The organism is Vannielia litorea (assembly GCF_019801175.1).
Taxonomy (GTDB): domain Bacteria; phylum Pseudomonadota; class Alphaproteobacteria; order Rhodobacterales; family Rhodobacteraceae; genus Vannielia; species Vannielia litorea_B.
The window spans coordinates 1,400,986-1,419,550 of record NZ_JAHVJR010000001.1 but is presented as its reverse complement, the minus strand read 5'-3'; the positions used below and the strand labels follow the sequence as shown (position 1 = coordinate 1,419,550).

General features: G+C 66.5%; 18 protein-coding genes. 15 read left to right on the top strand and 3 right to left on the bottom strand.

The genetic code is table 11. The annotated features are described in order from the left end of the window. The first annotated feature begins 1 nt into the window (after position 1). The 9 genes from rseP (at position 2) to KUV38_RS06970 (ending at position 8,966) form a co-directional block, all read left to right on the top strand. Positions 2–1,369 (top strand): RIP metalloprotease RseP, encoded by a 1,368-nt coding sequence (rseP, locus tag KUV38_RS07005; protein ID WP_222469357.1) that lies wholly within the window; start codon positions 2–4, stop codon positions 1,367–1,369. A gap of 136 nt (positions 1,370–1,505) precedes the next feature. Then, complete coding sequence (locus KUV38_RS20875; RefSeq protein WP_261385386.1) at positions 1,506–1,628, top strand: hypothetical protein; 123 nt, start codon at positions 1,506–1,508, stop codon at positions 1,626–1,628. Positions 1,629–1,753: 125 nt separating this feature from the next. Continuing rightward, complete coding sequence (gene bamA / locus KUV38_RS07000; RefSeq protein ID WP_261384570.1) at positions 1,754–4,117, top strand: outer membrane protein assembly factor BamA; 2,364 nt, start codon at positions 1,754–1,756, stop codon at positions 4,115–4,117. Next, positions 4,117–4,788 carry an OmpH family outer membrane protein gene (locus KUV38_RS06995; protein WP_222469356.1) on the top strand — a complete coding sequence of 224 codons (672 nt, stop codon included), beginning with the start codon at positions 4,117–4,119 and terminating at the stop codon, positions 4,786–4,788. Before bamA ends, KUV38_RS06995 begins: the two co-directional genes overlap by 1 nt. Positions 4,789–4,807: 19 nt before the next feature. Beyond that, positions 4,808–5,278, top strand: a complete 471-nt coding sequence (gene fabZ, locus KUV38_RS06990) for a 3-hydroxyacyl-ACP dehydratase FabZ (RefSeq protein ID WP_222469355.1) — start codon at positions 4,808–4,810, stop codon at positions 5,276–5,278. Next, the gene (lpxA, locus tag KUV38_RS06985; protein WP_222469354.1) at positions 5,275–6,072 is read left to right on the top strand and encodes an acyl-ACP--UDP-N-acetylglucosamine O-acyltransferase; all 798 of its coding nucleotides are present in this window, start codon (positions 5,275–5,277) and stop codon (positions 6,070–6,072) included. Before fabZ ends, lpxA begins: the two co-directional genes overlap by 4 nt. A 4-nt stretch (positions 6,073–6,076) precedes the next feature. After that, a complete protein-coding gene (locus KUV38_RS06980; RefSeq protein WP_222469353.1) occupies positions 6,077–7,021 on the top strand; it encodes an LpxI family protein in 945 nt (314 codons plus the stop codon). Continuing rightward, positions 7,018–8,172 carry a lipid-A-disaccharide synthase gene (lpxB, locus tag KUV38_RS06975; protein ID WP_222469352.1) on the top strand — a complete coding sequence of 385 codons (1,155 nt, stop codon included), beginning with the start codon at positions 7,018–7,020 and terminating at the stop codon, positions 8,170–8,172. Before KUV38_RS06980 ends, lpxB begins: the two co-directional genes overlap by 4 nt. Positions 8,173–8,330: 158 nt before the next feature. Beyond that, positions 8,331–8,966: a hypothetical protein gene (locus KUV38_RS06970; RefSeq protein WP_222469351.1), complete on the top strand. Its 636-nt coding sequence runs from the start codon at positions 8,331–8,333 to the stop codon at positions 8,964–8,966. Positions 8,967–9,077: 111 nt separating this feature from the next. Here KUV38_RS06970 and KUV38_RS06965 read toward each other — a convergent pair whose 3' ends face one another. After that, positions 9,078–9,344: a hypothetical protein gene (locus KUV38_RS06965; protein WP_222469350.1), complete on the bottom strand. Its 267-nt coding sequence runs from the start codon at positions 9,342–9,344 to the stop codon at positions 9,078–9,080. Positions 9,345–9,367: 23 nt separating this feature from the next. Beyond that, positions 9,368–9,565 carry a hypothetical protein gene (locus KUV38_RS06960; protein ID WP_222469349.1) on the bottom strand — a complete coding sequence of 66 codons (198 nt, stop codon included), beginning with the start codon at positions 9,563–9,565 and terminating at the stop codon, positions 9,368–9,370. Positions 9,566–9,904: 339 nt separating this feature from the next. Here KUV38_RS06960 and KUV38_RS06955 point away from each other — a divergent pair, with 339 nt between their 5' ends. After that, the gene (locus KUV38_RS06955; protein ID WP_222469348.1) at positions 9,905–10,474 is read left to right on the top strand and encodes a hypothetical protein; all 570 of its coding nucleotides are present in this window, start codon (positions 9,905–9,907) and stop codon (positions 10,472–10,474) included. Then, positions 10,464–11,087 carry a helix-turn-helix transcriptional regulator gene (locus tag KUV38_RS06950; RefSeq protein ID WP_222469347.1) on the top strand — a complete coding sequence of 208 codons (624 nt, stop codon included), beginning with the start codon at positions 10,464–10,466 and terminating at the stop codon, positions 11,085–11,087. The genes KUV38_RS06955 and KUV38_RS06950 overlap by 11 nt, the downstream gene beginning before the upstream one ends. A gap of 15 nt (positions 11,088–11,102) precedes the next feature. On the opposite strand, the gene mnmA is transcribed toward KUV38_RS06950, so the two are convergent. Then, positions 11,103–12,239 (bottom strand): tRNA 2-thiouridine(34) synthase MnmA, encoded by a 1,137-nt coding sequence (mnmA, locus tag KUV38_RS06945; protein WP_222469346.1) that lies wholly within the window; start codon positions 12,237–12,239, stop codon positions 11,103–11,105. Between the two features lie 130 nt (positions 12,240–12,369). Between mnmA and KUV38_RS06940 the strand changes: the two genes are divergently transcribed. From KUV38_RS06940 to recG, 4 genes are all read left to right on the top strand, one after another. Next, entirely contained in the window at positions 12,370–12,642 is a 273-nt protein-coding gene (locus KUV38_RS06940; protein ID WP_222469345.1) for a DUF1153 domain-containing protein, read from the top strand. Between the two features lie 214 nt (positions 12,643–12,856). Next, positions 12,857–13,576 (top strand): response regulator transcription factor CtrA, encoded by a 720-nt coding sequence (gene ctrA, locus KUV38_RS06935; protein ID WP_222469344.1) that lies wholly within the window; start codon positions 12,857–12,859, stop codon positions 13,574–13,576. A gap of 160 nt (positions 13,577–13,736) precedes the next feature. Beyond that, positions 13,737–16,001 carry an NAD-dependent DNA ligase LigA gene (gene ligA / locus KUV38_RS06930; RefSeq protein ID WP_222469343.1) on the top strand — a complete coding sequence of 755 codons (2,265 nt, stop codon included), beginning with the start codon at positions 13,737–13,739 and terminating at the stop codon, positions 15,999–16,001. Continuing rightward, positions 15,998–18,088 carry an ATP-dependent DNA helicase RecG gene (gene recG, locus KUV38_RS06925; protein ID WP_222469342.1) on the top strand — a complete coding sequence of 697 codons (2,091 nt, stop codon included), beginning with the start codon at positions 15,998–16,000 and terminating at the stop codon, positions 18,086–18,088. Before ligA ends, recG begins: the two co-directional genes overlap by 4 nt. Positions 18,089–18,565 lie beyond the last annotated feature (477 nt).

Below are 18,565 nucleotides of genomic sequence, written 5' to 3'. Positions count from 1 at the left end.
CATGGAATTTTTCGGGATTCTGGGAGGCACGGCAGGTTATGTCGTGGCCTTCGTGGTGGCGCTTTCGATCATCGTGGCGGTGCATGAGTACGGCCATTACATCGTGGGCCGCTGGTGCGGAATCCATGCCGAGGTGTTCAGCCTCGGGTTTGGCAAGGTGCTCTACAGCCGGACAGACAAGCATGGCACCGAGTGGCAGGTCGCCGCGCTGCCCTTTGGCGGCTATGTGAAGTTCATGGGCGATGCCAATGCCGCCTCGGCGGGCGTGGATGGCGAGGCGATGGCGGGGTTGAGCGAGGCCGAGAAGCGCCGCACCATGCCGGGCGCGCCGCTCTGGGCGCGTGCGGCCACGGTGGCGGCCGGTCCTGTGTTCAACTTTATCCTCAGTTTCATCGTCTTCGGGGCGATCTCGCTGATCCGCGGCGTGGCGAGCGAGCCGGTGCAGGTGGGCGCGCTGGAGCCGCTGCCGCAAGAAGTGCGGGTGCTGGAGCAGGGTGATGTGATCCTCTCCATCGGCGGGGCCGAGATCACCGATCTGGGCAGCGTCTACGAGGCGAGCCGCGATCTGGATCTGAGCCAGCCGGTGATTTACCGCGTGGAGCGCGGCGGCGAGGAGTTGGAGCTGGAGGGGACGACCCCGTTTCCGGCGTTGGTCTCTTCGGTGTCGCCCAACTCGGCGGCGATCGATGCGGGGCTTCAGGTGGGGGATGTGATCGTCGGGATCGACGGTGCGCCGATCACCGCGTTCCGGCAGCTGCAGGATGTGATCTCCAGCGGCGGCGGTGAACCGGTGGAGCTGGACGTGTGGCGCGAGGGCAGCCGCGAGGAGTTCACCCTCAAGCCGCGCGAAACCGACGTGCCGATGCCCGATGGCAGCTTTGAGAAGCGTTACCTGATCGGGATCAACGGCGGGCTGGCCTTTGAACCTGCAACGGTGCGGCTGGGTGCGCTGGAGGCCGTGGAATATGGCGTGCGGCAGACGTGGTTCATCGTGACCAGTTCGATCTCCGGGCTCTACAACATGATCACCGGGGGCATTTCGAGCTGCAACCTGAGTGGGCCGCTGAAGATTGCCACCACCGCCGGGCAGATGGCGAGCCAGGGCAGCCAGAGCTTTATCTGGTTCGTTGCGGTGCTTTCGACTGCGGTGGGCTTGTTGAACCTCTTCCCGATCCCGGTGCTGGATGGTGGGCACCTTGTGTTTCACGCCTGGGAGGCGGTCAGCGGCAAGCCTCCGCCCGAGAAGGCGCTGAACGTGCTGATGATGATCGGGCTGACGCTGATCCTGAGCCTGATGGTCTTTGCGCTCGGCAATGACCTGTTCTGCGAGGGCGGGCTGTTCTGGAAGCTGCGCGGCCTCTTCGAGTGAGGGCAGGGGCGGCCTGAGGGCCGTGCCCCAATCTTGCCACAATCTCCGGTCGGGCGGCCAAATTCGCGCCATAGTCGGCGTCTAGAACTTTGGGCGAACCAGAACCGGAGACGCAAGGCAAACGCCCATGCAAACGATGACTGAAGGATACCAGAGCCTGAGCCTGATCGTCCGCCTCAACTCGGACCGACTGCTCTATGTGGCCACGATCGCAACCGCCCTTGGCGGCGGCGCATGGATCGGCTCGCTCTTCCACTGATGTGGCCTGACAGACAGGCAAATGAAAAAGGCGCCTTCGGGCGCCTTTCGGCGCTTTGACACCATCCCCAGAACCCGCTAGTGAAGTTGGATAACAAAAGGCGGTAAAAACTGGGGGCTGAGGGCATGTTGCGAGCACGCGAGACCGGCGCAGAACTGGGCGCGGCGAAGGGGCTGATGCACCGCATCGCGCTGGTTATTTTCACAACGTTTGCAGTAGCTTGCACCGTGGCGCCGAGCCCGGTGGCAGCGCAATCGTTCAGCTTCAGCCGGGTCGAGGTGAACGGCAACCAGCGGGTTGATGCGGCCACTATCGTCTCCTACGCCGGAATCGCTCGCGGTGAAACGGTGAGCGCGGGCCAGATCAACGACGCCTATCAGAACATCCTCGCCTCCGGTCTTTTCGAGACAGTTGAGGTGATCCCGCGGGGCGGCACGCTTGTCATCAATGTTCGGGAATACCCGACGATCAACCGCATTGCCTTCGAGGGCAACCGGAGGTTGAAGGATGAGGACATGGCCGCCGCGATCCGCAGCCAGTCGCGCCGGGTGTTCCAGCCCAGCCAGGTCGAGGCGGATGCGGCTGCGCTGACTGAGCTTTACCGGGTTCAGGGCCGGGTTGCGGCCACGGTCTCGCCCAAGGTCATCCGTCGCAGCGGCAACCGTGTGGACCTCGTGTTCGAGGTGCGCGAAGGCCGCGTGGTGGAGAACGAGCGCATCAGCTTTGTCGGCAACCGCAAGTTCTCGGACCGCCGTTTGCGCGGCGCGCTGGAGACCAAGCAGGCCGGTCTGTTCCGCCAGCTCATCCAGCGTGACACGCTTGTGGAAGAGCGGATCGAGTTCGACAAGCAGGTGCTGCGCGACTTCTACCTGAGCCGGGGTTACATCGACTTCCGCGTTCAGAGCGCGACTGCCGAGATCACCCGCAACCGCGACGCCTTTCTGGTGACGTTCAATGTGCAGGAGGGTCAGCAGTTCCGTATCGGGCGGGTGACGGTGACCTCCAGCATGGCGGAAGCCAACGCCAACGAGTTCCGCAACGCGCTGCGCATTCGCAGCGGCCGGGTCTACAACCCGCAGATCGTGGAAACCAACATCAACCGGATGGAGCGGCTCGCCGCCCAGAAGGGGATCAACTTTCTGCGGGTCGAGCCGCAGATCAGCCGCAACGAGCGGACCCAGACGCTGGACATCAACTTTGCGATCAGCAAGGGGCCCCGCATTTTTGTGGAGCGGATCGACATCGAGGGCAACGCCTCGACGCTGGACCGGGTGGTGCGGCGCCAGTTCCGCGTGGTCGAGGGCGACCCGTTCAACCCGCGTGAAATCCGCGAGGCGGCAGAGCGCATCCGGGCGCTCGGCTTCTTCGAGACGGCGGATGTGAACGCGCGGCAGGGCTCCTCGGAAGATCAGGTGATCGTGGACGTTGACGTGGTTGAAGCCTCCACTGGCTCGCTGGGCTTTGGCGCCTCCTACGGGTCCGACGCGGGGCTTGGCTTCAACATCAACTTCTCCGAGCGCAACTTCCTCGGGCGGGGCCAGTCGCTCAGCTTTGGTGTGGATACGACCAGCTCGTCGCGGAGCGTGACCTTTGCCTTCCGCGAGCCGGCCTTCCTTGGTCGCGAGGTGACCTTTGGCCTCGATGCAAGCTTCCGTCAGACGGAATCGGAGAACTCGCGCTACGACTCGGCCATCGGCCTTATCCGCCCGTTGTTCGAGTTTCCGCTCGGCGAGCGCAGCCGGATGCAGCTGCGCACGGCTGTGAACTACAAGGAGCTCTCCGGCATCGACATGGGCGACGGTGGGGCCGATACTGGCTCGTCCTTCATCCTGCGGACCGAAGAGGGCGAGCGCTGGGATGCCTCGGTGGGCTACACCTACATCTACGACAGCCGGATCACCGGCCTGAACCCGAATGCGGCGATCCGCTTCTCCTTCGGGCAGGACTTTGGCGGGCTGGACGGCGAGAACCAGTACATCAAGACGACGGCGGCGATGACGGCGCAGACGCGGGTCTGGAACGAAGAGGTCACGCTGCGGGCCGAGCTTGAGGGCGGTGCGCTGCACTACACCTCGGGCGGCTCGACCGTGCTGGACCGTTTCACCCTCAACGGCCGGATGCGCGGCTTCGAGGCCAACGGCCTTGGCCCGCGCGACCTGAACGTGACCAACGAGGATGCGCTCGGCGGTAACTATTTCTTCGTGGCGCGGCTCGAAGCCGAGTTCCCGCTGGGTCTGCCGGAGGAATACGGCATCTCGGGCGGTGTCTTCTATGACATCGGGTCGGTCTGGGGCCTCGACAACACCGGTGGCGGACCGGACGGCACCTTTGAGGTGGACGACGATCTGCACTGGCGGTCGGCCATCGGTGTCTCGGTGTTCTGGGATACGCCGATCGGGCCGCTGCGCTTCAACTTCTCCGAAGCGATCATGAAGCAGGACTACGACAAGACCCGCAGCTTCGATATTTCGATCCGCACCGAGTTCTGATGCCACGCCGCTCACATAGCCTGGGGCGGGTGCTCCGGGCAGGCGTGGCGGCGGCGGGGCTCTGCGGCGCGGTTCTGGTCGGGCCGGTTTGTGCACAGGATACGGGCCGGGCCGCGCCTTCGGTGCTGACGATCAATCAGGAACGGTTGTTCAGGACCACGTTGTTTGGCCAGCGTTTGCAAAGCGAGTTGAACACGGCCCGCAGCGAGCTCATCGCCGAGAATGCCCGCATTCAGGAAGGGCTGGAGGCCGAGGAGGCCGAGTTGACCGCGCAGCGGGAGACGATGGAGCCTGCCGCTTTTCGCGACCTTGCCGATGCCTTTGACGAAAAGGTGACGGAGATCCGCGCCGAGCAGGAGGCCAAGACCCGCAGCCTGCAGCGCAGGCAGGAACGCAGCCAGCAGGTGTTCAGCTCCGCGATCGGGCCGGTGGTTCGGGAGGTGCTCGAAGAGCGCGGTGCCTCGGTGATACTCGATTCCCGCGCAATCCTGCTCGCCGTGGCCGATGTGGACGTGACGGATGTGGTGCGCGCGCGGGTTGATGCGATATTGGGCGATGGCGGCACGCTGGCGGTTCCCGCCGACGAGGCCGAGGACGCCCCGCAAGAGACGGACGAAGTTCCGTTCTCGACCGGGGAGCCGGTAGAAGAAGAGACTGCCCCGGCAGAGTGACGATCAGGAAGGACAGACCATGAGCGAGACCCCGGACACCGTAGATCTGGAGATGATCCAGCGGATCATTCCGCATCGCTACCCGTTTCTGCTGGTCGACAAGGTGCGGGACGTGAAGTTCTGCGAGAGCGCCTGCGGGATCAAAAACGTCACCTTCAACGAGCCGCATTTTCAGGGCCATTTTCCGGGTGCGCCGATCATGCCGGGGGTCACGATCATCGAGGCGCTGGCGCAGACAGCTGCCGTGATGGTGGGTGCGAGCCTTGAGCTGCAAGACAAGGGAATGCTCGTGTATTTCATGGGCATGGAGGGCGTGAAGTTTCGCCGCAAGGTGGTGCCCGGCGATGTGTTGGAGCTGCATGTGCAGGTGACCCGCGGCAAGCCCGGCGGCAAGGTCTGGAAGTTCAAGGGCGAGGCGAAGGTGGAAGGCGAGATGGCCGCCGAGGCCGAGTTCACCGCGATGATGGATATGCCTGCGGAGGCAAAATGAGCGTCGCCTCGACCGCCACGATCCACCCCACCGCCTGCGTCGACGAGGGCGCGGTGATTGGCGCGGGGGTCGATGTTGGCCCCTTCGCCTATATCGGCCCCGAGGCGGTGATCGGCGAGGGCTGCCTGATCAAGAGCCATGCGGTGATCACCGGCAACACCGAGATCGGGCCGGAGTGCACGATTTTCTCCTTTGCGGTCATCGGAGAGATCCCGCAGGACCTGAAGTTCGCCGGCGAGAAGACCAAGCTGGTAATCGGCGCGCGCAACCGCATTCGCGAGCATGTCACGATCAACTGCGGCACCGAGGGCGGTGGCGGCGTGACCCGTGTGGGCGATGATTGCCTGATCATGGCGGGCGCGCATGTAGCGCATGACGCGCAGGTCGGCAGCCGGGTGGTGATCGTCAATTCGGCGGCCATCGCCGGGCATTGCGTGATCGAGGATGACGTCATCATCGGCGGCCTCTCGGGCATTCACCAGTGGGTGCGGATCGGGCAGGGTGCAATCATCGGTGCGGTCAGCATGGTGACCCGCGATGTGATCCCCTATGGCCTCGTCGAGGCCAGTCGGGGGCGGCTAGAGGGGCTGAACCTCGTGGGCCTCAAGCGCAAGGGCGTGGCACGGTCTGATATCACCGCGCTCCGGGCGGCCTATCAGATGCTGGCGCAGGGCGAGGGGGCGTTTCAGGATCGCGCCCGGCGGCTCGGCGAAGAGACCGAGAGCGACTATGTGCGCCGGATCGTGGATTTCGTCACCGGGGAGAGCGACCGCTCTTTCCTGACCCCGGAGTAGGGCCTTGCTGGCGCTGATTGCGGGGCAGGGGCTGTTGCCGTCGCGGCTGGTGGCCGCGCTGGAGCGTGTGGGCCGGGACTACAGGCTTTACGCGCTCGAGGGTTTCGAGCCGGAGGTGGGTGACAGGCCTGTCACCCGGTTTCGGCTGGAGGAGCTGGGGAGTTTTATTGCAGGGCTGGTCGAGGGTGGCTGCGAGGCGGTGTGCCTTGCGGGGGCAGTGAAGCGCCCGCGTATCGACCGCGCACGGGTGGACCCGGCCACGCACGGGCTGATCGTGCGGCTGGCGGGCGCGATGGAGCGGGGCGACGACGGCACGCTGCGCGAGATCATGGCGATTTTCGAGGAAGCGGGCCTGCGGGTGGAAGCAGCGCATGAGATTGCGCCCGAGTTGCTGCCCGCCAGCGGTGTGCTGACAGGGGCGACGCCCGGGCCCGGCGACCATGCCGATGCCACGCGCGCCGAGTCGGTGGTGGCGGCGATGGGGGCCGCCGATGTTGGGCAGGCCTGCGTGGTGGCCTCCGGTCAGGTGCTGGCGGTGGAGGCCGCGGGCGGGACGGACTGGATGATCCGCAGCCTGATGCGCGTGCCAGAGGCGGTGCGGCGCGAGGAGCAGGAGCTGCTGAAGGGCGCGACCCTCTTCGAGCGGGCCTCGGAATGGGTGGCGGATGTGAAGGAGTTCCTGACCGCTTCTGAGCCCTCGCGGCTTCCGGAGCGGGACAAGGCGCTGCCGGAGGGCGGGTTGCTCTACAAGGCGCCGAAGCCCGGGCAGGACCGACGGGCCGACCTGCCCGTGATCGGCCCGGCCACGGTGATGCTGGCGGCAGAGGCGGAGTTGCGCGGCATCGTGGTGGAGGCGGGCGGCGTCATGGTGCTGGACCTCGAAACGGTGGTGGCGATGGCCGATGCGGTGGGGCTGTTCATCTGGGTGCGGCCCAAGGAAGCCCAATGAGGATTTTCGTGATCGCGGGCGAGCCTTCGGGTGACAGGCTGGGGGCCGCGCTGATGGGCGGGCTGAAGGCGCTTGCGCCGGGCGTGGAGTTCAGGGGCGTTGGCGGCTCGGGCATGGAGGGCGAGGGGCTGGAGAGCCTCTTCCCGATGGAGGAGCTTTCGGTGATGGGGATCGCCGAGGTGCTGCCCAAGTACCGGCACCTGATGCGGCGGATCAAGGAATGCGCGGCGGAGGTGGTGGCGTGGCAGCCAGATGCGCTGGTGACCATCGACTCGCCGGACTTTTGCCTGCGGGTGGCGCGGCGGGTGAAGGCCGAGGCGACGGTGAAGACCATCCATTACGTTGCCCCCACGGTTTGGGCCTGGCGGGCGGGGCGGGCCGAGAAGATGGCGCAGGTTATCGACCATGTGCTCGCGCTCTTTCCGTTCGAGCCGCCCTACATGGAAGCGGCGGGCATGAGCTGCGATTTCGTCGGGCATCCGGTGGTCTCGGAGCCGGTGGCGAATGAGGCGGATGGGCTGGCCTTCAGGGCCGCGCATGGGATTGGCGACGCGCCTCTGGTGATGGCGCTGCCCGGCTCGCGGCGTGGCGAGGTTGGGCGGCTGGCCCCGATCTTTGGTGAGGCGTTGCGCCCGGTGGTGGCGGCCCGGCCTGAGACGCGGGTGGTGGTGCCCTGCGTGGCCTCCACGGCGGGGCTGGTGCAGGAGCTGACCGCGCGCTGGCCCGGCGCCCCGGTGCTGGTGGACCCGCGCGGCAAGCCCGCCAAGGAAGCGCAGGCCGAGAAACGGGCGGCATTTGCGGCGGCGGATGTGGCGCTGGCGGCCTCGGGCACGGTTTCACTGGAGCTGGCGGCAGCGGCCCTGCCGATGGTGATCGCCTACGATATGAACTGGCTCAGCCGCCAGATCATCAGCCGGATGCTGAAGATCGACACGGTGACGCTGGTAAACCTCGTGGCCGAGAGCCGCACGATCCCCGAGTTCATCGGCGCGGAGTGTAAACCCGCCAAGATCGCCGAAGGGTTGAAGGCCGTGATGGCCGCGCCCGGCGCGCAGCTTGAGGCGATGGCGGTCACGATGGACCGGTTGGGCCGGGGTGATGAGCCGCCCGGCCTGCGGGCGGCGCGATCGGTGCTGGCGCAGATCGGGTGACCGTGGTCAGTTTTGTGGCCTGGTTCCGCGCGACGGGGCGGGTTTCAGAAAGCTGACAACAGTCCTCAACCGCAACGGGCTTTGTAGAAAACTCCTCCGGGCGTAGACTGGCAGCCTTATCTCGTGACGGGAGGATGCTGTTGGGTCGGCGGGTCTCCATGATGTTTGCGGGCATTCTGGCGTTTGCCGTGGCGCTGTGTGGCCACGGGCGCCCCGGTGCGGCGCAGGAAGCCGAGGCGGAGGGGGCCTTGGCCGTGCTGCTTGACCTGACGGCTGGAGATGAACGCGAGGTTCTGGCGGAAATTGGAGCCGCATGGCCCGGCAGTCGCCGCACTGGCTTCGGCCCGGACCCGTCCACGGAGGGTGATCCGTGGTTCTGGAGCGCGGTGATCCAGACACCGGGCGGGTTGGCAACGCCGCCCTACGGGCTGACTCTCACCTGCACCCAACATGGCTACGACAGCCACCGCGCGCTGATCGCGCTGCGCCAGCCCGGCTTGCGCCCATGGCCCGGCGGGGCGGAGGTGCGGCTCTATTGCGAGGCCTACGGGGTGTTCTGGGGGCAGGGGCTGGAGGCGGCACTGGTGCGCGGGGCGCAGCCCTTGTTGGAAACATGGACCTCGGACAGGGACCGCTCGCGCGCCGGGAGGATGGTGTATCGCGGCGGAGACACCGCGCCGCGCCAAGGGCGGATGGTCAAGAGCTTCCGGCTGGAGGTCGACCGGGCCGCAGGCACGCTGCCGGGGGTGGTGGTGGCGATGGAGGTGGAGATTTTCGGGTTCGGCGTGCGGTGAGGGCCCCGAAGGGCCCGCTCTCCGGCCCCGGCCGAACCGGAAAAGCGCGGGGGTGCGGAGAGCGGGAGGAAGGGCAGGGCCGTAGGCCGTGCCTTTCCGGAGCTGCAAGGCTCAGGCGGCCTTGGGCAGCTCGGCTGCGCTGGAAACGAGAAGAAGCGCAGGCTGCCGCGCGGTGCGGGGCATCGGCGGCAGTTCGGAGACCGCCTCGGCGGCCATTTGGGCATAGGCGCGGCGACGGGCGCCGAAATCGAGCACCGGCACGGGAGCTGTGCGATCACGCCCGAAGGCCACTTTTAGGACATTGCCATCACGGCGGCGGGCGAGGCCGAGCAGGGCGGATTTGCGGTTGGCGCGGGCGAGGTTTGCGAGGGTGGTCATTGGGGCGTTTCCTTTGTTGGGGTTCAGGCTGCGAGCGGCAGGGCGGTGACGGTGGGGGCGGAGCGCAAGGCCGCCGGGCGCATGCCGAGATCGGGCGGCAGCACCGGGCGGATGCGGGGGGCGCGGAAGTCGACATGGATGACGTTGCTCTCTCCCGCGCCGGCGAGGGCTGAGAGGGCGGCGGCGCGGCGGTGGCGGGCGATTGCGGAGAGCTTGGTCATCGGTTCGGTTCCTTCAGGGGCTGCAGCGGGTGCAGGTTGTGGTGGCTGCGGCGGGGCGGAGGCCGGTGCCGCGGTTGATGAGATGATCGGGCCACGATGCGGCGGACGATAAAATTGGCCGATGGGGGTAAGGCCCCCGCTTCCACCCAAGGGATGAGCGGTTTTTAAGGCATTTAACGTGTTATCGGGTGCTAAGGCGCCGAAAAACCACCTGAATTCACCGATCATACCCAGGGTGGAGAGGCCGTATTTAGGCCCCCAAGCCGATCTTATTTCATTCAAATACCGCAGGTTCGCCGCATTTCGAGCGCAGCGTCGAATCAACAGGAGGTGTCTGCCATGACCACCAGGAAATCTGCCAAGTTCACCGCGATCTTCGCGGCCACTGTCGTTGTCGGGGCGGTCGGGGTTGCGCCGGCCGAAGCCGGGCGCAGTGGCGTGAAGGCCGCGCCGGATGGGTCCGTAATCCTCGCGCGCCAGAGCTATACCGACGTTATCGCGAACCTCGAAGGCGATGGGTATCGCGTGGTGAAGATGACCAGCACCATGCTCGGGCGGGTGAAGATCATCGCCCAGAACAAGGTGCACCTGCGCGAAATCGTGGTGAGCCGTTCCACCGGCGAGATCAAGCATGACGTGATCCTCAAGGTGTTCCGCAAGCGGGCCGAGGATGTGACTGCCAAGCGTTCTCGCAAGTCCGGCCGTGGCACGGTGGATGTGGATACCGGCGGCGGCTCGGGCGGCGGCGGCGCTTCTGTCGGCGTGGGCGGCAATGACGGTGTCTCCGCAAGCGTGGGCGGAGGTGGCGTGTCGGCCAGCGTTGGCGGCAGCGGCGGTGTTTCGGCCAGCGTGGGTGGCGGCGGTGTCTCTGCGAGCGTCGGCGGCGTTGGTGTCAGCATTGGCAACTGATTTCCCGATGGACGGCGGCGGGGCGCAAGGCCCGGTGCCGCTGCTCGGCTCCGGCCGGCAAATCGTGCGCTATGCCGGGCGGGGGAGCCTTTATGCCGCCTTCGCGCTGCAGGCGCTCGGCGCGCTGTTCTTCGTCGGCGACCTCTGGAGCGAGATCCTCGGCCTGCGCACTGCGCCGATCCCCTATGAGTGGCAGGAGGTCATTCAGCTGCTGGCCTCGGTCGGGTTGATCATCGGGCTGATGGCCTCGGGCCTCTACCTGCGGCGGAGCCAGCGGCGGGTGAGCGAGCTGAACCGGCAGGTCGACGTGGCCTCGGGCAACTTCTCGCAGCACCTCCAACAGCTCTTTGCCCAGTGGGACCTGTCAGAGAGCGAGCAGAGCGTGGCGGTTTATGCAATGAAGGGCTTCTCCAACGGCGAGATCGCCAGCCTGCGCGGCACCAGCGCCTCGACGGTGAAGAGCCAGATGAACGCGGTCTATCGCAAGTCGGGCTACAACAGCCGCGGGCAGTTGATCGCGTGCCTTGTGGAAGAGTTGTTTGAGGGCGTGGCGATGCCGCAGGCTGTTGCATCACCTGCGGCCGCGCGTGACCTCGGGCTCGCCGCTCGGTAATTCAGGCCCGCAAGGTCAGGCCCCGCGCCAGATCCAGCCGCCACCGAGAACCCGGCTGCCCTCAGGGGCGTAGAACACGCAGGCTTGGCCAGGTGAAACGCCTTCTTCGGCGGTCAGCAGGTCCACCTCCGCCGTGCCGTCGGCCAGTGGCCGCAGCACCGCTTCTGCCGGGGGGCGGGTGGAGCGGATGCGGGTGCGGATCTCGATCTCATGCCCCGGGGCCAGCGGGGTATCCCCCAGCCAGTTGATCTCGCGCACGGGCACGGTGCGTTTGGCCAGTGCCTCCTTGGGGCCGACGACGACCTGCCGCGCGTCGGGGTCCAGCCGGACCACGTAGAGCGGGGTCGAGAGGCCGCCGATGCCGAGGCCGCGGCGTTGGCCGATGGTGTAGTGGATCACGCCCCTATGGTCGGCCAGCTTGTTGCCGTCCATGTCGACGATCTCGCCCGGCTCGCCGGCGCCGGGGCGCAGCTTTTCGATCACCGAGGCGTAGTTGCCGTTCGGTACGAAGCAGATGTCCTGGCTGTCGGGCTTGTCGGCAACGGCGAGGCCATGCTTGGCGGCGAGCGCGCGGGTTTCTTCCTTGGAGACAAGGTGGCCCAGCGGGAAGCGCAGGAAAGAGAGCTGCTCGGGCGTGGTCGAGAACAGGAAGTAACTCTGATCGCGGTTCGGATCGCCCGCCATGTGCAGCTCGGGGCCGGCGCTGCCAATCTTGCGCTGGATGTAATGCCCGGTGGCCATGCAGTCGGCGTCGAGATCCTTGGCGGTTTCCAGCAGGTCTTTGAACTTCACCCGCTCGTTGCAGCGGATGCAGGGCACCGGCGTGGCGCCGGCGAGGTAGCTCTCGGCGAATTCCTCGATCACCGCGTCCTTGAAGATGTTCTCGTAGTCCAGCACGTAATGGGGAAAGCCCATGGTCTCGGCCACGCGGCGGGCATCGTGAATGTCGACCCCGGCGCAGCAGGCCCCCTTCTTGGCCAGCGCGGCGCCGTGATCGTAGAGCTGGAGCGTGACGCCCACCACATCATAGCCCTGCGCCTTCAGCTCGGCGGCGACAACGGAGCTGTCGACCCCGCCCGACATGGCGACGACGACGCGGGTCTCGGCCGGCGGCTTGGCAAATCCGAGGGAGTTGAGCGCATCGAGCGGCATGGGGAGGGACCTTGAGTCGGAGAAGAAGGGGGGAATATAGGAAAATCCTAAGCACTCTCAAGGGTCGGTTCATTCCCCGTTAAGCCCCACGTGCCTAAATGCACCCGTTCAGGCGAATGAAGAGACGGCGATGTTCCTCAAACGCATAGATGGTCCCCGCGCGGTGACGCTGCCAGACGGCTCGGTGATGACCCGGGCCGATTTGCCGCCGCGTGACACCCGCAGATGGGTCGCGAGCCGCAAGGCGGCGGTGGTCCGTGCCGTAGAGAACGGGTTGATTTCTATCGAAGAATGCAAGGAGACCTATGGAGTCTCCGAGGAAGAGTACACAAGCTGGTCCAGCGCGGTGGAGCAGCACGGCGAACAGGCGCTGAAGGCCACGAGCTTGCAGAAATTCCGCTGAGGCGGCATCGTCCCGGCAATTACAGGGCCGAGTCGGCCCCAATACGGGCGGCGGCACTTATTTCGAGCAATCCGCGCCCTGAAATTCCCACTCCCCCAAAATAGTGAGATGGACAACGCAGAGTTGTGCCTCGAAACTGTTTACCATTGGTAACCGGCAATTAACCATTGTGATGCATGGTCGATGCTGAACAGTAGATAAACGGAGCATTCCGATGCGTATACTCTTGGTTGAAGACGATCCTACCACCTCCAAAAGCATCGAGATGATGCTCACCCATGCCAACCTCAACGTGTATTCTACCGACCTCGGTGAGGAGGGGATCGATCTTGCCAAGCTCTACGACTACGACCTCATCCTGCTGGACCTGAACCTGCCCGACATGACCGGGCACGAGGTGCTGCGCCAGCTGCGGCTCGCCCGGATCGATACGCCCATACTGATCCTCTCGGGCGCGGATGACACCGAAAACAAGATCAAGGGCTTCGGGTTTGGTGCCGACGACTACCTCACCAAGCCATTCCATCGCGAGGAACTGGTGGCGCGGATCCACGCGATCATCCGCCGCTCCAAGGGCCACGCGCAGAGCGTGATCAAGACCGGCAAGATTGTGGTGAACCTCGATGCCAAGACCGTGGAGGTGGATGCGCGCCCCGTGCACCTGACCGGCAAGGAATACCAGATGCTGGAGCTTCTGAGCCTGCGCAAGGGCACGACGCTCACCAAGGAGATGTTCCTCAACCACCTCTACGGCGGCATGGATGAGCCGGAACTGAAGATCATTGACGTGTTCATCTGCAAGCTGCGCAAGAAGCTGGCCACCGCGACGGGCGGTGACAACTATATCGAGACAGTCTGGGGCCGCGGCTACGTGCTGCGCGACCCTGAGCCGATGGAAGACAGCGGCGACAGCCGGATGGCCGTAGGCGCCTGACCGGCAAAGACCCCGGATGCCTCCACATCCGGGGCGGCTGCCGCGGGCCGGCGAGGCAAGTCGGCGGGCGGCAGGATAAAGACCACCACTCACATTGCCTCTCTGGACCTCTCCGGGGCGGCCTCCTATCAATCGGGGGCAGCCATCGGAGAGGACGGGGATGCCTGACCAGCCTGACAGCACGTCGCGCGAGACGGATGACATCGGCGCATTGAGCGCGGCAGAGGCCGAGGCCGAGCTGGCGCGGCTGGCAGCGCTGCTGGGGCAGGCGAATGACGCCTATCACGCCGCCGATGCGCCGGTGATGGATGACGCCGAGTACGATGCGCTGAAGCGGCGCAATGCGGCGATCGAAGCGGCCTTTCCCGACCTGAAACGGGGCGACTCGCCCTCCGATCAGGTGGGCGCGGCGCCTTCGGAGACCTTCTCCAAGGTGCGCCATGCTGTGCGGATGCTCTCGCTGGGCAACGCCTTTGAGGATGGCGACGTGGTGGAGTTCGACCGGTCGGTGCGATCGTATCTGGGCCGCGACGAGGGGCTCGCCTATACCGCCGAACCCAAGATCGACGGGCTTTCGCTGAGCCTGCGCTACGAGGGCGGCAAGCTCGTGCAAGCGGCCACCCGGGGCGATGGCGAGACCGGCGAAAACGTGACCGCCAACGCCCGAACGATTGCCGACATCCCAGAAGAAGTCGAGGGCGCGCCGGAGGTGATGGAGGTGCGCGGCGAGGTCTACATGAGCCACGAGGACTTCGCGGCGCTGAACGAAAGGCAGGAGGCGGCGGGAGCCAAGCTCTTCGCCAACCCGCGCAACGCCGCCGCGGGCTCGCTCCGCCAGCTCGATGCCGAAATCACCCGTGCCCGGCCGCTGAGGTTCTTTGCCTACGCTTGGGGCGAGCTTTCGGAGCCGCTTGCCGAGACGCAGTTTGCCGCAATCGAACGGCTGGCCAAGATGGGGTTTTCGACCAACCCCCTCACCGCGCTCTGCGACGGGCCGGAGGAGATGCTGGCGCATTACCGCAGCATCGAGCAGAAGCGCGCGACGCTGGGCTATGACATCGACGGCGTTGTTTACAAGGTGAACGATCTCGCCCTGCAGGGGCGGCTTGGCTTTCGGTCCACCACGCCGCGATGGGCGATTGCGCACAAGTTCCCTGCCGAGCTGGCCTGGACCTGGCTGCGGGAGATCGAGATTCAGGTGGGCCGGACCGGGGCGCTCAGCCCGGTGGCGCGGCTGGAGCCGGTGACGGTGGGCGGCGTGGTGGTGAGCAACGCGACGCTGCACAACGAGGATTACATCGCCGGGCGCGATGCCAAGGGTGGCGAGATCCGAGGCGGCAAGGACATTCGGCCCGGTGATTGGGTGCAGGTCTACCGCGCGGGAGACGTGATCCCGAAGGTGGCGGACGTGGACCTCGCCAAGCGGCCTGCCGATGCGAAGCCCTACGTCTTCCCCGAGACTTGCCCGGAATGCGGCTCGCCCGCGATCCGCGAGGAGGGCGACGCGGTGCGGCGCTGCACCGGCGGGCTGATCTGCCCGGCGCAGGCGGTGGAGAAGCTGAAGCATTTCGTCTCCCGCGCGGCCTTCGACATCGAGGGGCTGGGGGCCAAGCAGGTTGAGGCCTTTTATGGCGATGACCAGCTCGCGGTGAAGGAGCCGGCGGACATTTTCACGCTGAAGGCGCGTGATGCGGAGAACATGACCAAACTCGCCAATCGCGATGGCTGGGGCGAAACTAGTGCGAAGAACCTGTTTCAAGCTATTGATGAAAAGCGTGAAATCGCGCTTGGTCGGCTGATTTTCGGGCTGGGTATCCGGCATGTGGGCGAGGTCGCAGCGCAAGACTTGGCGCGGCACTACGGCGCTTGGGAGGCAATGGCCGAGGCGCTGGATCGCGCCCGACCCGCCGCGCTGGCCCATCGGGCGGGCGAAGAGGCGGCCGAGGCCGAGCGGGCGAAGGCGGCCGCCGAGGGGCGGCGCGCGAAGCTGGCCGAGGCGCGGGCCGCAGCCGCCCCGGATGTGCCGCCAGAGGCCGCCGAGGCCTGGGCCGATCTGATCGGCACCGATGGCATCGGCCCGACGCTGGCCCTCTCGCTCTCCGACGCCTTCGCCAACCCCGACGAGCGCGCGGCGATGGACAGGCTCCTGCCGCATCTCAGCCCGCAGGCCCCGGTGGCGCGGGCAACCGGCAGCCCCGTGGCGGGCAAAACCGTGGTCTTCACCGGCACGCTCGAGAAGATGACCCGCGCCGAGGCCAAGGCGCGGGCGGAGGCGCTGGGGGCCAAGGTTTCGGGCAGCGTTTCGGCCAAGACCGACCTGCTGGTGGCCGGGCCGGGCGCGGGCAGCAAGGCCAAAAAGGCGGCAGACCTGGGCGTGGAAACCATTGATGAGGACGGCTGGCTCACCCTCATCGGGGACGCATGAGCACCCGGCCGCCGCGGCTCTTTCCGCTGTTCGCGGAGATCGACACGCTGCCGGGCGTGGGACCCAAGATCAAGGCGGCGCTGGAGGGCGCGGGCATCGCCACCCCGCGCGACCTGCTGTTCACCCTGCCGCATGGCATGGTCGACCGACGGCGGCGCGACACGGTGCAGGGCGTGCCGCCCGGCACGGTGGTGACGGTCGAGGTGACGGTGGGGCGGCATCGCGGCTCGTCGCGACCCGGCGGCCCGTATCGGGTGGAGGTGCAGGATGCGGCCACGACGATCACGCTGGTGTTCTTTCGCGGCGGCTCGAAGTGGATCGAAAAGCAGCTGCCCACGGGCCAGCGGAGGGTGATTTCTGGCAAGCTGGAGCATTTTGACGGGATGGTGCAGATGGTCCACCCCGATCACATCTTGCGCGTCGAGGAGGCGGGCGAGATCCCCGAGCATGAGCCTATTTATCCGCTGACCGCCGGGGTGACGCAGCGGGTGATGGGCAAGGCGGCGGAAGCCGCGCTGGCACGGGCGCCGGAGCTTGAAGAGTGGATCGACGGGGCGCTGCTGGAGCGCGAGGGCTGGCCGGGTTGGCGCGCGGCGATGGAGACGGCGCATTTGCCGAAGACGGCGGCGGAGGTGTCTGACACGTCGCCGGCGCGGCGCAGGTTGGCCTATGACGAGCTCTTCGCGCATCAACTCACGTTGGCGCTGGCCCGCTCGACCAGCCGCGCCAAGCCGGGCATCGGCTCCACCGGAACGGGCGCGTTGCAGGAGAAGGTGCTGGCCTCGCTGCCCTACAAGCCGACGGGCGCGCAGACCCGCGCGGTCTCGGAGATCGCCGGAGACATGGGCGCGCCCAAGCGGATGAACCGGTTGCTTCAGGGCGATGTCGGCGCGGGCAAGACGCTGGTGGCGCTGATGGCGCTGCTCATCGCCGTGGAGGCGGGCGGGCAGGGGGTGATGATGGCCCCGACCGAGATTTTGGCCCGCCAGCACATGGCTTCTCTCTCGCCGCTGGCCGAGGCGGCAGGCGTGCGGATCGAGATCTTGACCGGGCGCGACAAGGGGGCTGAGCGCGAGGCCAAGCTGGCGGCGATTGCCAGCGGCGCGGCGCAGATCGTGGTGGGCACCCATGCGCTGTTTCAGGACGCTGTGAGCTTTGCCGACCTGCGGCTGACGGTGATCGACGAGCAGCACCGCTTTGGCGTGAACGAGCGCGCGCGTCTTGGCGCCAAGGGCGCAGCTGTGGACGTGCTGGTGATGTCGGCCACGCCAATCCCGCGGTCACTCTCGCTCACGCAATACGGCGACATGGAGGTCTCGGTGCTGGATGAAAAGCCGCCGGGGCGGACGCCGGTTGTGACGGCGATGGTGAGCGCCGAGCGACTGGGATCGGTGGTGGAGCGCTTGCGCGCGGCGGTGGCCGAGGGGCGGCAGTGCTACTGGGTCTGCCCGCTGGTGGGCGAAAGCGAGGTGAGCGAGGCGACGGCGGCGGAAGAGCGGTTCAAGCAGTTGCGCGCGGCGCTCGGCGAGGGCGCGGTAGGGCTGGTGCATGGCCAGATGCCGCCCGCCGAGAAGGATGCCGCGATGGCTGCCTTTCTGGCCGGGGAAACGGGTGTGCTGGTCGCGACCACGGTGATCGAAGTCGGGGTCGATGTGCCCAATGCGTCGATCATGGTGATCGAGCAGGCGGAGCGCTTTGGCCTCGCGCAGCTGCACCAGTTGCGCGGGCGGGTCGGGCGCGGAGCGGCGGAGAGCACCTGCATCCTGCTCTACACGCCGCCGCTGGGCGAGACGGCGCGGCAGAGGCTGACGACCCTGCGGGAAACCGAGGATGGCTTCCGGATCGCGGAGGTGGACCTTGAGATGCGCGGCGCGGGCGATGTGCTGGGCACGGCCCAGTCGGGGCTGCCGAAGTTTCGCATTGCCGACATGGAGCGCATGGTGGGGCTGTCGGAGGTGGCGCAGAGCGACGCCCGTGCGCTGCTGGAGCGTGACCCGGCGCTGGAGAGCGCGCGGGGAGAGGCGGCGCGAATGCTGCTTTGGTTGACGGAACAGGACAGGGCGATCCGGCTGCTTTCGGTTGGTTAATTTTGCCGCCGCTGCAAAAGGTTAACGTCAGAATGGCGCTTTGTTCACGAATGTTCTCAAAAAGTTCTGGACAGAGCGTTCTCGTTGTGAGAACAAAGGGGCAACGAAACACTTCAAGGATCACCGCCCATGATCACCAAGCTCTCCAGCCGGATCCCGCCCCTCGCGCAAGACGCCATCGGCGCCGTCGCCCTGATGGTTCTGCTGGTCGGGGGGCTGCATCTGCCGGGTATGCTCTGAGTTTCTCTGCGGGGTGGCATCTGCCTCTTGTCACCCGGCTTGCCTGCGGTCCAGGGACCGGGCGCATCGCATCTTCCTGTCCCCAACTTGAGATGCGCGCGCTCATTTGCCTGTCCCGAGCGCCATTCACGGGCCTTCCCCGCCCGGCGTCCGGTTCCTGTCTCCGTCTTCAACTGCCGCCGCCACCTGAAAGGGTGCGCGGCGGTTTTTTTTGGTGGAAGTGAGAGGGCCCCGGCG

Bases quoted from the DNA above. Each gene is read 5' to 3' on its own strand.
- rseP (WP_222469357.1), top strand. From the start codon at position 2: ATGGAATTTTTCGGGATTCTGGGAGGCACGGCAGGTTATGTCGTGGCC.
- KUV38_RS20875 (WP_261385386.1), top strand. From the start codon at position 1,506: ATGACTGAAGGATACCAGAGCCTGAGCCTGATCGTCCGCCTCAACTCG.
- bamA (WP_261384570.1), top strand. From the start codon at position 1,754: ATGTTGCGAGCACGCGAGACCGGCGCAGAACTGGGCGCGGCGAAGGGG.
- KUV38_RS06995 (WP_222469356.1), top strand. From the start codon at position 4,117: ATGCCACGCCGCTCACATAGCCTGGGGCGGGTGCTCCGGGCAGGCGTG.
- fabZ (WP_222469355.1), top strand. From the start codon at position 4,808: ATGAGCGAGACCCCGGACACCGTAGATCTGGAGATGATCCAGCGGATC.
- lpxA (WP_222469354.1), top strand. From the start codon at position 5,275: ATGAGCGTCGCCTCGACCGCCACGATCCACCCCACCGCCTGCGTCGAC.
- lpxB (WP_222469352.1), top strand. From the start codon at position 7,018: ATGAGGATTTTCGTGATCGCGGGCGAGCCTTCGGGTGACAGGCTGGGG.
- KUV38_RS06970 (WP_222469351.1), top strand. From the start codon at position 8,331: ATGATGTTTGCGGGCATTCTGGCGTTTGCCGTGGCGCTGTGTGGCCAC.
- KUV38_RS06965 (WP_222469350.1), bottom strand. From the start codon at position 9,344: ATGACCACCCTCGCAAACCTCGCCCGCGCCAACCGCAAATCCGCCCTG.
- KUV38_RS06960 (WP_222469349.1), bottom strand. From the start codon at position 9,565: ATGACCAAGCTCTCCGCAATCGCCCGCCACCGCCGCGCCGCCGCCCTC.
- KUV38_RS06955 (WP_222469348.1), top strand. From the start codon at position 9,905: ATGACCACCAGGAAATCTGCCAAGTTCACCGCGATCTTCGCGGCCACT.
- mnmA (WP_222469346.1), bottom strand. From the start codon at position 12,239: ATGCCGCTCGATGCGCTCAACTCCCTCGGATTTGCCAAGCCGCCGGCC.
- KUV38_RS06940 (WP_222469345.1), top strand. From the start codon at position 12,370: ATGTTCCTCAAACGCATAGATGGTCCCCGCGCGGTGACGCTGCCAGAC.
- ctrA (WP_222469344.1), top strand. From the start codon at position 12,857: ATGCGTATACTCTTGGTTGAAGACGATCCTACCACCTCCAAAAGCATC.
- ligA (WP_222469343.1), top strand. From the start codon at position 13,737: ATGCCTGACCAGCCTGACAGCACGTCGCGCGAGACGGATGACATCGGC.
- recG (WP_222469342.1), top strand. From the start codon at position 15,998: ATGAGCACCCGGCCGCCGCGGCTCTTTCCGCTGTTCGCGGAGATCGAC.